At 70.9% G+C, this 13,631-nt stretch carries 12 protein-coding genes; 8 read left to right on the top strand and 4 right to left on the bottom strand.

Annotated features, from left to right (window positions below; all coding sequences use genetic code 11):
• Positions 1-82: 82 nt before the first annotated feature.
• The 3 genes from PJ985_RS15970 (at position 83) to PJ985_RS15960 (ending at position 4,475) form a co-directional block, all read left to right on the top strand.
• Positions 83-1,543 carry a GH1 family beta-glucosidase gene (locus PJ985_RS15970; protein WP_271684431.1) on the top strand — a complete coding sequence of 487 codons (1,461 nt, stop codon included), beginning with the start codon at positions 83-85 and terminating at the stop codon, positions 1,541-1,543.
• A gap of 173 nt (positions 1,544-1,716) precedes the next feature.
• Entirely contained in the window at positions 1,717-3,612 is a 1,896-nt protein-coding gene (locus PJ985_RS15965; RefSeq protein WP_271684430.1) for a hypothetical protein, read from the top strand.
• Positions 3,613-3,698: 86 nt separating this feature from the next.
• Positions 3,699-4,475: a Stf0 family sulfotransferase gene (locus PJ985_RS15960; protein WP_271684511.1), complete on the top strand. Its 777-nt coding sequence runs from the start codon at positions 3,699-3,701 to the stop codon at positions 4,473-4,475.
• A gap of 108 nt (positions 4,476-4,583) precedes the next feature.
• Here PJ985_RS15960 and PJ985_RS15955 read toward each other — a convergent pair whose 3' ends face one another.
• The 3 genes from PJ985_RS15955 to PJ985_RS15945 form a co-directional block, all read right to left on the bottom strand.
• Positions 4,584-5,126, bottom strand: a complete 543-nt coding sequence (locus tag PJ985_RS15955; RefSeq protein ID WP_271684429.1) for an MOSC domain-containing protein — start codon at positions 5,124-5,126, stop codon at positions 4,584-4,586.
• A 62-nt stretch (positions 5,127-5,188) separates the two neighbouring features.
• Complete coding sequence (locus PJ985_RS15950; RefSeq protein ID WP_271684428.1) at positions 5,189-6,127, bottom strand: NmrA family NAD(P)-binding protein; 939 nt, start codon at positions 6,125-6,127, stop codon at positions 5,189-5,191.
• Positions 6,124-7,173 (bottom strand): saccharopine dehydrogenase NADP-binding domain-containing protein, encoded by a 1,050-nt coding sequence (locus PJ985_RS15945; RefSeq protein ID WP_271684427.1) that lies wholly within the window; start codon positions 7,171-7,173, stop codon positions 6,124-6,126. The genes PJ985_RS15950 and PJ985_RS15945 overlap by 4 nt, the downstream gene beginning before the upstream one ends.
• A 77-nt stretch (positions 7,174-7,250) precedes the next feature.
• On the opposite strand from PJ985_RS15945, the gene PJ985_RS15940 reads away from it, so the two are divergent.
• Both PJ985_RS15940 and PJ985_RS15935 read left to right on the top strand, forming a co-directional pair.
• Complete coding sequence (locus tag PJ985_RS15940) at positions 7,251-7,958, top strand: TetR/AcrR family transcriptional regulator (RefSeq protein WP_271684426.1); 708 nt, start codon at positions 7,251-7,253, stop codon at positions 7,956-7,958.
• 7 nt (positions 7,959-7,965) lie between these two features.
• Complete coding sequence (locus PJ985_RS15935) at positions 7,966-8,571, top strand: maleylpyruvate isomerase N-terminal domain-containing protein (RefSeq protein ID WP_271684425.1); 606 nt, start codon at positions 7,966-7,968, stop codon at positions 8,569-8,571.
• A gap of 74 nt (positions 8,572-8,645) precedes the next feature.
• On the opposite strand, the gene PJ985_RS15930 is transcribed toward PJ985_RS15935, so the two are convergent.
• Entirely contained in the window at positions 8,646-9,515 is an 870-nt protein-coding gene (locus tag PJ985_RS15930; protein ID WP_271684424.1) for an SAM-dependent methyltransferase, read from the bottom strand.
• Positions 9,516-10,314: 799 nt separating this feature from the next.
• On the opposite strand from PJ985_RS15930, the gene PJ985_RS15925 reads away from it, so the two are divergent.
• The 3 genes from PJ985_RS15925 (at position 10,315) to PJ985_RS15915 (ending at position 13,631) form a co-directional block, all read left to right on the top strand.
• Positions 10,315-10,914, top strand: coding sequence for a DUF4956 domain-containing protein (locus tag PJ985_RS15925; RefSeq protein WP_271684423.1), 600 nt, complete (start codon positions 10,315-10,317; stop codon positions 10,912-10,914).
• The gene (locus tag PJ985_RS15920; RefSeq protein ID WP_271684422.1) at positions 10,911-11,822 is read left to right on the top strand and encodes a polyphosphate polymerase domain-containing protein; all 912 of its coding nucleotides are present in this window, start codon (positions 10,911-10,913) and stop codon (positions 11,820-11,822) included. Before PJ985_RS15925 ends, PJ985_RS15920 begins: the two co-directional genes overlap by 4 nt.
• 132 nt (positions 11,823-11,954) lie before the next feature.
• A complete protein-coding gene (locus tag PJ985_RS15915; RefSeq protein WP_271684421.1) occupies positions 11,955-13,631 on the top strand; it encodes a CotH kinase family protein in 1,677 nt (558 codons plus the stop codon).

Here is a 13,631-nt window from a genome sequence, read left to right as displayed (position 1 = left end):
AACCGCGACCCGGGACACCCCGCTGCCCGGCCGCCCCCGACCCCTCCGCACACCCGTACACCGCACCTTCGGAAGGACCTTCGTGGCCACCGCATCCCACCAGGGCGTACCCGCCCCGGCGACCCCCGCAGCACGCGACTTCCCGTCCGGCTTCCTCTGGGGTACCGCGACCGCCTCCTACCAGATCGAGGGCGCCGCCGCCCTCGACGGGCGCACACCCTCCATCTGGGACACCTACTGCCGCACCCCCGGCAAGGTCCGCAACGGCGACACCGGTGACACCGCCACCGACCACTACCACCGCTGGCGCGAGGACGTCGCCCTGATGGCCGACCTCGGTGTCGGCGCCTACCGCTTCTCGCTCGCCTGGCCCCGTATCCAGCCCACCGGAAGCGGCCCCGCCAACCGGAAAGGGCTGGACTTCTACGCCCGGCTCACCGACGAACTGCTCGAAAAGGGCATCCAGCCCGTCGCCACCCTCTACCACTGGGACCTGCCCCAGGAGCTCGAGGACGCCGGCGGCTGGCCGGAGCGCGCCACCGCGGAGCGCTTCGCCGAGTACGCCGCCCTCGCCGCCGAGGCTCTCGGCGACCGGGTGAAGACCTGGACCACCCTGAACGAGCCCTGGTGCAGCGCCTTCCTCGGCTACGGCTCCGGGGTGCACGCCCCCGGCCGCACCGATGACGTCTCCGCCCTGCGCGCGGCCCACCACCTCAACCTCGGCCACGGCCTGGCCGTACAGGCCCTGCGGGACCGGCTCCCCTCCACGGCCGCGGTGTCCGTCACGCTCAACCTGCACCACGTCCGCCCGCTGACCGACAGCCCCGAGGACGTCGACGCGGCCCGCCGCATCGACGGCGTGGCCAACCGGGTCTTCACCGGCCCGATGCTGCGCGGCGCGTACCCGGCCGATGTGCTGGAGGACACCGCGCACCTCACCGACTGGTCGTTCGTGCACGACGGTGACGTCGCCACCATCCACCAGCCGCTCGACTTCCTCGGCGTCAACTACTACTCACCCACCCTGGTCTCGGCCACCGACGGGACGGCCAGCCACGGTTCCGACGGACACGGCGCCAGCGAGCACAGCCCGTGGACAGGGGCCGACAAGGTCGCCTTCCACCTGACCCCGGGCACCACCACCGCCATGGGATGGGCTGTCGACCCCAGCGGGCTGCGCGACCTGCTGCTGCGCCTGAAGAGCGACTTCCCCGAAATCCCCCTGATGATCACCGAGAACGGCGCGGCCTTCGACGACTACGTCAATCCGGAGGGCGAGGTCAATGACCCCGACCGGATCGCGTACCTGCACGGCCACCTGAGCGCAGTCCACGAGGCCATCGAGGCCGGCGTGGACGTCCGCGGCTACTTCCTGTGGTCCCTGCTCGACAACTTCGAGTGGGGCTACGGATACAGCAAGCGCTTCGGAGCGGTGTACGTCGACTACCCGACCGGCAAGCGCATCCCGAAGGCCAGCGCCCACTGGTACTCCCGGGTCGCCCGCACCAGCACCCTCCCCGCCACCGCCGGCCCGCAGCACTGACGCCGGCCCTCACGCACGGCGCCGCTCCCCCGGCGCCGACGGGGACCCGGGCCCCGGCCGCAGCCCTTCCGCCTGCGCGCCGGGGCCCGGCTCCGGCCGGACCAGGAAGGCGCGGACGCCCGGGGACGGCGACCCGTCCGGCTTCCTCCGCTTCGGTCGACCATAATGCGGGAGTGCCCGACATCCCCGTGACCCTGCCGCCCGACCGGATACCCGCCGGAGCACGGCCGTGGAGCACGGCCGACACCCGTGCCTGGCTCGCGGCCGGCCCTGCCCGGTGGGCACGCCCGGCGTGGGGATTCGCGGCGCTCCTGACCGGCACCGCCTGGGCCGTTTTCACGGACGAGGACCCGGTGTGCACCACCTCGGACCCGTGCGGTCCGCAGTGGTGGGCGCTGCTCCTCCTGGGCGGACTGCTGCTGGAGCTGTGCTGGATCTGGCGGCAGCCCGGGCCGGCGCTGGGTCTGCTGGTGCCGCTGTCCGCCGGGTTCGGATACGAGATGCTCTACGCCTCGGCGGGCGGGGGGTCTCCGGCGCCGCTCGTGGCTGCCGCGTTCGCGGCGGCCGGTCTGACCGCCCGCCTCCTCGCTGCCAACCGGCAGCGCGGGCTCGCGCTCAAGGCGGCGGGCCCGGCCCGTCATCCCCTGCCCGCGGCCGGCAAGTCGTTCCGCAGAGGCTCCCTGGGAGCGGTGATCGGCGGAGCCCTGCTGGCAGTCGCCGGTGTCGCACTCCACCAGGGGCTCGCCACGTCCGCCACCGAGGAGGCCCGCGCCGCGGCAGCCACCCGGTTCGACGTCCCGGTCACCGCGCAGGACACCGAGTCGGTCACCGTGACACTGCCGGACGGCGGGACGCGCACCGTCTCGGCACTGTTCCCGGAGAACCACCCGGTGGGCCGCCCGACCGCCGTCCTGGTGGACGGGGACTGGGCGCGACTGGTCGCCGAACCGTACGACCCCCTGGGCCGGCAGTTCGTGATGCTGGCCACCGGGGTGCCCGGTCTGCTGCTGCTCGGCAACTCCCTGATCGGAAGACGGCGTTTCACCCGGCTGCGCTCCCAGCCGCAACCCGCGCTGCTGGTGCACGTCCGGCAGCACCCGGAGAACGGCCGCGAGCAGGTGTTCGCCCACGACGATCCGTCAGCGGGGATACCCGTCTTCCGCGTCAGCACCCTGCCCGCCTTCGACGGGGCGGACGACGGCGGGGACCAGCCCGCGGACGGCGAGGTCACCGGCGCGGGGCCGGGCCGGGCGGAACCGCCGGACAACCCGTTCACGGCGATGCGCGAGGAATTCGCCGCCGCGGTCCACGGCACCGGCCGGCAACCCCTGCGGGAGGCCGTGCTGTACGGGGTCCCGTGCGCGGGCGCCGAAGTCGCTCTCCTCTCCCGGACCGACGCGGAGGATCCCGAGCCGCTGCTGGAGTGCGCCGTCTCACCGCTGACACCCGCAGAGCCGCGCCGGAGGAACGCCGGTGACCACGGAACCCGCTCCGGCAGGCGCCCGGTGGACGACGTCGCCGCCCGACTGTCCCCGACCGACCGTCCCGTGAGCTGGTCCACCCACGGTGCCTCACGCGGGGTGGCGGCCGGCTACCTGTCCCTGGAGATCCTCGGCCTCTGGGCTCTGACCTCCCACTGGTTCGCCGGCTGGACACTGCTCCTGTGGGCCATGGCCGTCCTCTCGCTGCCCCACGGCGTGGGTGCCATCGCCACGGCGGCACACTGGCGGGTCACGGCCGACCGGGAAGGGCTCTGGGTGACCGGAGCGTGGCGGGTCCGCCGCGTGCGGTGGGACCGCCTCACCGAGGTGCGTCATCACCAGGACGCCCTGCGCTTCGCCACCCGCGACGGGAATCTGCGTCTGCAGCCGGTGGGCTGGAGCTGGCTGGAGCGCCGGTGCCGCGGCCGGGTCGCCGCAGACGAAGTCGCGGACGAGATCCGGGCGCTGCTCCACCACCCGTCCCTGCGGCCCGCCGAGAACGCAGACCCGGGGGAACAGGGCATGCCGCTCGGGCCGGCGATCCTGGCCGGCACCACCCTGCTGATCGCCGCCCTGCTGCTGCTCTGAGGAAGCGGTGCGCGCGGGCGGCCGGGACTCCGGCCCCAAATCGCTTGCCCGCCGTGCTCCGGTGTCCTTGACTGGCCGGTGTGACCATGCTGCCGGACGCCCCGGACCGCCCCGACGCGTACTTCCTGTGCGCCACCCCACGCACCGGCAGCTCGCTGCTCCTGGGGCTGCTGGACTCCACGGGGGTCGCCGGCCGGCCGCAGGCGTACTTCCGGGCCCCCGATGAGCCGTTGTGGGCCGACCGGTGGGGGATACCCCGTGACGAGCAGGGAGATTTCTCCTACCGGGAGTACGTGAGCGCGGCGCTTGCTGCCGGGCGTACCGGTAACGGCGTGTTCGGCGCGAAGCTCATGCGTGGAACCCTGGACGAGTTGCTGGGGAAGCTGGGGGCCGCCCACCCGGACTTCGCCGGCGACAGTCCCAGCTTGCTGAACCGGGCGTTCGGCCGCACCGGCTTCCTGTACCTGCGCCGCGAGGACGTGCTGGCGCAGGCCGTGTCCTGGCTGCGCGCGGAGCAGACCAACACCTGGTTCATCGGCGGCAACGGGGAGATCGGCGGCCCCGGATCAGGAGAGCGGACGCCCGCGTACGATCCGGAGCGGATAGGTCAGCTGCTCCGGTTGATCGATGAGCAGAACGCGTCCTGGGAGGCGTGGTTCGCCTCGCACGGAGTCCAGCCCCACCTGGTGTGTTACGAGGAGATCGACGCCGACGCGACCGGCGTCACCCGGCGTCTCCTCGGCTCTCTCGGGCTCGAGTTGCCCCCCGGACGCGCGATCGTTCTGCGGCACCGGCGGCAGGCCGACGAGCTCAATGACCAGTGGGCCGCCCGCTACCGGGCGGAGCGGAGACAAGCGGACTGAGCCGGCCCTCCGGGACCGCCGTGCCAGGCGGCGGGCCCGTGCGGGGAGAATCGTGCGAGTCCGATGACGACGGCCCGGCAGCCTGCGGTCAGCTTGCCGGCACGGATGTCAGACCCGCTCCAGGGGCCGATGAGGCCCGGTGGGGAGCTCCACGCGGATGCCGTCCCCGGGGAGCACCTCGCCGCCCTCCTCGACGGTTCCCATGATCCCGGCCCGGTACACGGGGTTCCCCGCCTCGTCCCGTCCGACCATGTGCTTCAGCAGCCCGCTCCGGAAGTCATTGATCTGGGAGCAGGGATTGCGGAGACCGGTGACCTCGACCACTGCCCGGCCGCCGAGGTGCAGCCGGGTGCCGGTGGGGAGGGCGAGGAGATCGAGGCCGCGGGTGGTGATGTTCTCGCCGAGATCACCGGGCGACACCTCGAAGCCCACCCGGCCGACCTCTGCGAACAGCTCCTCATGGAGGAGATGCACCTGGCGCAGGTTCGGCTGGGAGGGATCCTTCGCCACTCGCGAGCGGTGCCTGACCGTCACCCCCGCATGCACGTCACCCTCGACACCCAACCCGGTCAGCAGTGTGATGCTGCTCCGGTTCGGCTTGGTGAACGAGTACTCCCCTTTACTGCTGACCGCAGCGACCGTCCCGCTCATCCCGTTGTTCTCCCTTCGTCCGTTGGCCGCCCGCCGTGATGCCGGTCCCGGATTCTCGCACGCTACGGGCCCTGCGGCCCGGAGTCGGTACGCTGCGGCGAACCCGGCACTCCGGTGCCGCGGACGTATGCCTCGAGCGTCTGCGGCGGTCGACCGCCGACGCGACCGATGACCTCGGTCACCTCGTACAGCTCATGATGGGCGCCGATGGCGCGGAACACCTCCCACAGCGCGGACAGGTGCGCGACCGTGTGCGGGTCGCCGAAGAGGCGCATCGCGCGCTGCCGCCAGTCACCGGGCGGCACATCGGTGTAGACGACCCTTCGTCCGTCAGCCCGCCCGAACCTCCCGGCCGCCTCACCCACTGCCAACACCTGCCCGGTGAGCCGCACGACCGGGTCCGGGGGCGGGAGCGCGGCGGTGAGCAGCCCCGCCGCCACGCGTGCCACGTCGGTGCCCGCGACGAGCGGCAGAACGGTCTGCGGTGACCCGAGGGGCAGCGCCAGCTCCGTCCCGCCGCCGGCTCGCACCAGAAAGTCCAGATTCTCGAAGAACACCGCCGCCCGCAGGTGCACCGCGCCCACCCCGGCCCAGTCGAAAACCTGCTCCGCCACCCAGTGCTGCCGCATCCTGGGCGTGCCGGCATCCGGGTCGGCCGCGAGCTGGGAGACCTCGACAACACGCTCCAGCCCTTCCCGGCGGGCCGCCGCGGCGAATGCGCCCGTGGCCTCCAGGAGTCCGTTGGTCACGGGGTAGGTGAAAAAGGCCCGGCGCACCCCTCGCAGCGCCGGGAGTACGGAGGCGATCTCCCGCAGATCGCCGACCACCACCTCGGCACCGAGCGCGCGCAGGGCGTCGGCCCGGGCGTCCTCGGTGCGTACCAGCGCGCGCACCGCGTGCCCCGTGTCCAGCAGCAGCCTGGTGACGTGCATGCCCGTGGCCCCCTGCCGGCCTCCGGCGGCCCCGGTCACCAGCACCGGTGTTTCCTGCCCGCTCGTCATTGCCCCACCTCCTGTGCTCCGGGGAGGTGGACTTCGAACGCACCGAGCCGTTCGAGGGTCCGAAGGAAGGGTCCTGCGGGGAACGCCTCGGCCGGGCTCAGGACGGCGGGCCGGACGGGGCCGTGTCTGTCGGCCAGCCGCACGGCAGCCTCGGCCGAGGCCAGGGCTCCCGCCCGCCACAGATCATGGCCGCGCAGGTGACCGGCGCGGCCGCCCTCTTCGGTGACCGCCTGTACGGCGATGGTGAAGTCGGTCCGGGACCGCGCCGCGTCGTCGAGATGCTCGCTGTCGAAGGTGCCCTCTTCCTCGAAGGTCGCAGCGGTCAGCATCAGGTCGACGTTACGGGCAGGGACGTGCCGGGGGACCGTGAAGGGTTCGAAGGAGGGCAGCGGCGTGATCACTGTGCGTGGCCCCAGCGGCGGCGGAAAGGCGAACACTGCGTTGCGGGGTTCGACGTAGCCGGTACGGAGGGCACCATCGCTGAAGGTGATCCGTTGTGTCTCGGCGAACAGTTGGGCGGCGGTGTTCTTCGCACCGGTGGTCAACCGCCAGCCGCTCACCGCGTACGCGACGACCAGCCGCTCGACGGCGGTCAGGCCGCCGGCCACCGCACCGGCCAGCAGATCACCGAGTCCGCCGTAGAAGCTCAGCCCGGGGATCAGCACGCTGCCGCTGTGCTGCGCCGTCTCCTGGAGGGTGTCGAAGACCCCCTTGACGTGGTGCGGTTCCAGCGCGTGGTCGAGGTAGTGGCAGCCGGCTTCGGCAGCGGCGGTGGCCAGTGGGGCTCCGGTCACGGAGAAGGGGCCCGCGCAGTGGACGACGACGGCCGCCTTGCCAGTGAGCTCGCGCATCGCTGCCGGGTCGTCGACGGACGCCGGGAACGTACGGACCTGGCCGGGTTCCTTGAGCCCGCCGGCCATGGTGCGCAGGGCCTCGGCGTCACGCCCGGCCAGGATCAGCTCCCGGCCCCGGGAGAGCAGCTCGGCCGTGACCAGCCGCCCGGTGTGCCCGTAGGCTCCGTACACCGCAATGAGCCGTGACGTCATGTACCCCACTTCCCTGGTGGCGGCAGGAACTCACCCTCAAACTTACATACCGTCAGTATGTCGGTCAAGGAGCCGGAATGGTCCGCCGTACTCAGTCCGCTCGTTCGGACGCCACTTCCTCCCGGCTGGTCGCCGCGGCGCAGCAGCTGTTCGGTGGGAGCGGATATGCCGCTACGTCGATCGATACGGTTGCCGCGGCCGCTGGGGTGACCAAGGGCGCTGCCTACCATCATTTCCGGTCCAAGCCCGACCTGTTCCGCGCGGTGTTCACCCTCGAGCAGGAGCAGGCAGCCGCGATGCTGGAGCGGGCCGCCGCCCAGCAGTCCGATGCCTGGGCGGCACTGGCCGCCGGGGTCCGGACCTTCCTGGAGCGCTGTCTGGACCCCGGGTTCCGGCGCATCGTCATGATGGACGGCCCGGCCGTCCTGGGCTGGGAGACGGTCCGAGGCATACAGTCCGACCACACCCTGCGGGTCCTGTCGGCCGGCCTGCGCGCCACAGCCCCCGAGGACTCCGACGGGGGTGACCTGGACGCCCGCTGCCGGCTGGTTTTCGGGGCGCTGTGCGAGGCCGGCATGCTCCTGGCCCGTTCCGAGGACCCGGCCCGCGATCTTCCGGTGATCGCGGCAGAAGCGGACCGCCTGCTCGCCGCGCTCACCCGTCGGCCCTCCGGGCCCGCCCTCACCCGGCACCGCCCGCGGCTGACGAGCGATCCACCGCGACAGCGGGAGCGGGCGGCCGGACGGCCCGCCCGTCCGCCCGCCGCTGCCGAGTCGGAGGGATAATGACGCGATGGATGCGGAGACTCTGCTCGTTGCGGCCAGGACCTGTCGGACCACACTCGGAGCCGGTACCTCCCATGACTGGGGGAGGTCCATTCCTGGCTTGGACTGGACGGTGGCCGAGACGGTGGCTCACATCGGTGACGCCCTGCTCTGGTACGCCACCGATCTGGCGGCCGGCCCCCGCGAAATCCGCAGCATGGACCTCAGGGTCCGGCCCGGGACGCCGCCCGGCGAGCTGGTGGCCACGGTCGACTCGCTCGCCACCGTGCTGGCCCGGGTCATCGCCGGAGCCCCGCCCGAGGCACGGGGGTTCCATCCCTTCGGTGCGGCCGATGCCGGCGGCTTCGCGGCGATGGGCTGCGACGAGCTGCTCGTGCACACCCATGACGCCGCACTCGGTCTGGGCCTGCCGTTCACTCCTCCTGCCGCCCTGGCCCGGACCACCCTTGAGCGGCTCTTTCCCTGGGCACCCCGGGACACCGACCCGTGGGAGACCCTGCTCTGGGCCAACGGGCGGCTGGAGCTCCCCGGCCGGCCCCGCCAGAAGAACTGGCGCTGGCACGCCGCGCCTCTGGAGGAATGGGACGGCGCCCCGCCCGCCCATGCCCGCTGAACACCGGGCAGCGCCGCCGTGCGGGTGCCCGCGGGGCGGGCACCCGACGCCCCGCCCCGCAGAAGGGCGCGGGCTCAGCTCTTGCGGGCCATGCCGCCGGCCATCAACAGCCCACTGTGGTCCAGCGGCTCGGTGACCGGTGTCTCCGGCCGCCACAGCGGGAGCGGTACCACGCCTGGCTCGACGATCTCCATCCCGTCGAAGAAGGCGATGATTTCCTCCTTGCTGCGCAGCTGGCCGCGGCCGAGTGCGTTCCGCAGGTTGTCCTCCATGGCGCGGGCCTCGGGGAACGAGTTGCAGAAGTGCGTGAGGAACAGGTAACTACCGGAGGTCAGAACGTCTTTGTAGGTGTTCACGATGCCGGCGGCGTCCTCCTCGTCGAGGATGTGGTGGACCACGGCCACCATCAGCAGTCCGACAGGCCGGGAGAAGTCGAGGAAGCCTTTGATGTCCGGGTGGTCCAGGACGTGCTCGGTGTTGATGATGTCGGCCGTGACCACCCGGGTACGGCTGTCCCGGGCCAGGACCGCCCGGCCGTGGGCGAGAACGATCGGGTCGTTGTCGACATAGACGACCTTGGTGTCCGGGTTGACCGACTGGGCAACCTCGTGCGTGTTCTGCCCGGAGGGAAGGCCTGAGCCGAGGTCGAGGAACTGGTCGATGCCCTGCTCCGCGAGGTAACGCACCCCCCGGATCAGCAGGTCCCGGTTGACTCGTGCGCTGTCGACGCCCGCCGGGGATATCCTCCGGCCCGCTTCGACCAGGGCACGGTCCACCGGGTAGTGGTCGCTGCCGCCGATGGCCGCGTCGTAGACCCGGGCGATGCTGGGCTTGGTGGTGTCGATCTCCACCGGTGCGTACTCAGGATCCGCAGCGGCCCACCCCCAGTCGAAGCCCTCCGTCCTGCCCTCCCGGGCTCCGTTGGTGTCCTTGTGGTCGGCCATGGCGAATCCGTTCCCTCCGACGTCCCGTCAGCTCGGAGATGCAGTCTCGCATGAACGTCCGAGAAGAATCGCGTGGGTACGGCGGTCAACCGCACTGTGTCGAGGGTGTATTGGCGCGGAGCCGCTGTGCTGCGCCGGGGGCGAAGGGCTACAGCTGTCCGCGGACATACTGCCTGCGGAGGGCCCCTGGGGACGGGACCCGGAGTGCTTTCCGGACATTCGTCCGGGACCGGGTGCTGACGGTGCGAGCTCCGGAAACGTTCGGTCCCGCCGCCAGGTGCCGGTCGGCAGGCGGCCGGCCCGGGGGTGCGCGAGGAACCTGCTGCTGGCCTGGTGAGCGGTGCTTGCAGAGATCGAGACGGGGAAATGTCCGGCGGAGGTCTTGCGAGGCTCCCGGGGGCCGTGGTCACGGGAGGTGCCGTGGCATCCCGTTCAGTACCGGGACGCTCCCTCTACCGGAAAAGTTCCGGTAATTATCTGGTCGGCGACCGTGGTGAAGAGTCGACTGTATGCCCGCTGATCAACCCTGTTGAGCTGCGTCTTTGCCGTGCTCAAGCTCTGGGGCCGGCACGCGTGGGTCGGCTCGCCCTCCGGTGAGTGTTCAGGTCTCCGGGACATGCATGGCGGGTGCCGACCGAAAACGACCGGAAGTGACCGGAAGTGAGTGGCGGTACCAGTGGGGTCACATTTACCTTTCATTAACCAACGGGCCAGCGCTGGTTCACCGGGCGGATACCCCACACCACCGGAAGGATTCCACATGGCGCAACTCGCCTTATTTGCATGCAATATCGTCGCTGTGAACCTCCTTGTCTTCGGCCTGTATTTCCCACGCCACCGCCGCCGGGACCTGGTAGTGGCCTATCTCGGCGTGAACGTCGGCGTGGTCGCGGTGGCCAGCTCGCTGAGTGCGGGGAACGGCAGCACCGGACTCGGCCTGGGGCTGGCCCTCTTCGGTGTGCTGTCGATCATCCGGCTGCGTTCCACGGAGCTGGACCAGCACGAAGTCGCCTACTACTTCTCCGCGCTGGCACTGGGCATCCTCGGCGGAGTGGAGACCGGCAACCTCTGGCGATCCGCTGGGCTGATGGCGCTGATCCTGGTGGTGCTGTTCGTGGGTGACCACCCGCGGATGCTCCGCAGTTACCGACGACAGGTGATGGTGCTGGACACCGCCTTCCCGGTGCACACCGCGCTGGTGTCCCACCTGGAGCACATTCTGGGCGCCCGGGTCCACTCGGCCCTCGTCCAGCGGGTCGACCTGGTGAACGACACCACCGTGGTGGACGTGCGCTACCGCGTCACCCCCGGCGGGGGTACCTCCAAGCCCGGCCCCTCGGCACAACCCGATGCGGTCCCTGCCGGGCACAGTGCCTCCATGGGGGTGATGAGGCCGTGAGTGCCGCACCGCTGGACACCGCACTGGACAGCCTTCCGCCGATCGGTCTGGAGGAGCTCCTCGAGTGCGCAATGCTCCAGACCCGCGTGGACCGCAAGTACGTGCTGCCGGCCGCCTCGGTCAACGCTCTGCTCGGCCGGCTCCCTCCCGGGACCCGGGTCCTGGAGATCGATGACACGCGCAGCTTCGCCTACCGCTCGCTGTACTTCGACACGCCCGGCCTGGACAGCTACCTGCTGACCGCGTACCGCCGGCGCAGGCGGTTCAAGATTCGCACCCGTGTCTACGAGCAGTCGGGCGAGTGCTGGCTGGAGGTGAAGGTCTGCGGGTCGCGGGGGAGCACCGTCAAGCGGCGGCTGCCGTACGCGCTGGAGAATGACAATGATCTGGCGCCCGGGCGCCAGTTCGTCGACACCACGCTGGCCGAGCACCACATTCCCGGCAGCGCGCGGCTCACCTTTGTCCCGACCCTGACCACCCGGTACCGTCGCACGACCCTTTACCTGCCGGACTCCGGGAGCCGGGTCACCATTGATACCGGGCTCCGCTGGCGGGACGGTGACCACGAGATGCACCTGCCCGACATGGCGGTGGTGGAGACCAAGACCGGCTCCACGGCGTCCCCCGTCGACCGGCTGCTCTGGCGCCACCGGTACCGGCCCAGCCGCATCTCCAAATATGCGACCGGCCTGGCAGCCCTGCGCCCCGACCTGCCCGCGACCCGGTGGCAGCGCACACTGCGACGGAACTTCCCCCCGGATGCCCGGCGCCCCGTCACCGATGTGAACCTCCCGGCCGAGGCAGTCCCGGGCTCCTCCGGATCCCCCCTCTCCGGTGCCCAGGCCCATGGCTCGCTCGACGCGGACAGATGCCAGGAGGAGGCACTGGCCGGCGGCAGCCGCAGGTGACCCGTTCGACGTGCAGTACAGGTCCATGGCGGGCTCCACGCCTGCCTTCGTCGCGTCACGTAATCGAGGTGCAGCACTGTGCGCAAGACACGGTTGAGTGCGGTGAGCTTACTCGCCGCAGGTTTCCTCCTCATGGCAAGTTTCACGGGTGCGGGCGCAGATCCCGCCCCGCCGTCCGGCATCCCCTCCGAGGCGGCGGCGTCCGCCGTCGGCCCGTCCACCGTGGCGACCGCCGCCACGGACGAGGCCTCGTCGGCCGCCGCCGACGATCTGACGGGGGACATCACCTTCTCCGTTCCGAGCGGGACCTTCCAAGGACAGATGTCCGTCTCCCTCAGCACCCAGGTGAACAACGCGGAGATCCGCTACACCACCAACGGGGAGCTGCCCACTGCCTCCTCGCAGGTGTACTCCGGCTCGCCCCTCCAGTTCACGACGACCACCCAGCTGCGCGCCCAGGCGTTCGCGAGCGGACAGGCCGCCGGGGATCCCGGGACGGCGGTGTACATCGCTCACTCCTTCGACGCCACTCACGACATGCCGCTCCTGGTGATGGACGCCTACGGCGGGGGCAAGCCCGGCCGGCAGTACGAGGACGTCGCCACCATGATCATGGAGCCGCAGGCGGGCACCACCTCGATCTCGGCGGACCCCGCGGTGGCCACCCGGGCCGGTTTTCGCCTGCGTGGGCAGTCCTCGTCCGAGTTTCCCAAGGCGCCCTACCGTCTTGAGCTGTGGAACAACAACGACAAGGACGCCGCCTACCCGGTGCTCGGCATGCCGGCCGAAGCCGACTGGGTGCTGCGCGGGCCGTTCACCGACAAGGCACTGATCCGGGACGCCCTCGTCTTCGACCTGGGCCGTGCCATGGGACTCGCGGCGCCACGCTACGAGTTCGTCGAGCTGTACCTGAATCTTGACGGCCAGCCGATGGGCTCCGACGACTACCAGGGCGTCTACATGCTCACCGAGACCGTCAAGGACGGCCCGGACCGGCTGGACATCGCGAAGCTCGGGAAGAACGACACCCAGCACCCGGAGGTCACCGGCGGCTACCTCTTCAAGTTCGAGTGGTTCGCGGCCGATGAGCCGATCCTCCGCTGCCCCGGTGCCCCGGCGAACTGCTGGCAGGACCTGGAGGTGAAGCGGCCGAAGACGCTCCAGCCCGAGCAGGAGACCTATCTCGCCCAGTACCTCCTGGAGTTCAGCAACGCTCTGCGAGGCCCGAACCCCTCCGATCCGCAGACCGGCTACCCCGCCTACATCGATGTCGACTCCTTCGTTGACATGATCATCATTCACGAGTTGTCGCGGGACATGGACGCTTACATCCGGAGTGCGTATTACCACAAGGACCGGGGGGAGAAGCTCGTTGCCGGACCGCTGTGGGACTACGACCTGACCTTCGGCACCGGTGGGTACTTCAACAACACGCACGCGCACGGCTGGCAGTTCGAGCAGGTCCGGCAGCCGATCGCCAATGACTGGGTCAACCGTCTGATGGACGACCCGTCGTTCCAGCAGCGCGTCGACTCGCGCTGGCGGGAGCTTCGTCAGGGCGTCCTGTCGAACAGCCAACTGGAGCAGCGGATCAACCAGCTGAGTGCGCCACTGGCCAACGGCGCCCAGCGCAACTTCCAGAAGTGGCCGAACCTCACCGACTGGATGGTGGGTCCGTTCATCACCCCGACCGCCAACACGTGGCAGGGTCAGGTCCAGTACCTGCGCGACTGGACGTTCCAGCGGGCCGCCTGGCTCGACTCCTCCGGATGGCGCCCCACCGGGGGAGTGGCCCGGGCCCCGGAGTGA

This window comes from Streptomyces sp. ACA25 (assembly GCF_028200735.1).
GTDB lineage: Bacteria > Actinomycetota > Actinomycetes > Streptomycetales > Streptomycetaceae > Streptomyces.
The sequence above is the reverse complement of the archived record's forward strand: the minus strand, read 5'-3'. Positions and strand labels throughout refer to the sequence as shown.

Coding starts and splice junctions, on each gene's coding strand:
- PJ985_RS15950 (WP_271684428.1), bottom strand. CDS start 6,127: ATGACGAGCGGGCAGGAAACACCGGTGCTGGTGACCGGGGCCGCCGGA.
- PJ985_RS15945 (WP_271684427.1), bottom strand. CDS start 7,173: ATGACGTCACGGCTCATTGCGGTGTACGGAGCCTACGGGCACACCGGG.
- PJ985_RS15935 (WP_271684425.1), top strand. CDS start 7,966: ATGGATGCGGAGACTCTGCTCGTTGCGGCCAGGACCTGTCGGACCACA.
- PJ985_RS15960 (WP_271684511.1), top strand. CDS start 3,699: ATGCTGCCGGACGCCCCGGACCGCCCCGACGCGTACTTCCTGTGCGCC.
- PJ985_RS15915 (WP_271684421.1), top strand. CDS start 11,955: ATGGCAAGTTTCACGGGTGCGGGCGCAGATCCCGCCCCGCCGTCCGGC.
- PJ985_RS15930 (WP_271684424.1), bottom strand. CDS start 9,515: ATGGCCGACCACAAGGACACCAACGGAGCCCGGGAGGGCAGGACGGAG.
- PJ985_RS15955 (WP_271684429.1), bottom strand. CDS start 5,126: ATGAGCGGGACGGTCGCTGCGGTCAGCAGTAAAGGGGAGTACTCGTTC.
- PJ985_RS15940 (WP_271684426.1), top strand. CDS start 7,251: ATGGTCCGCCGTACTCAGTCCGCTCGTTCGGACGCCACTTCCTCCCGG.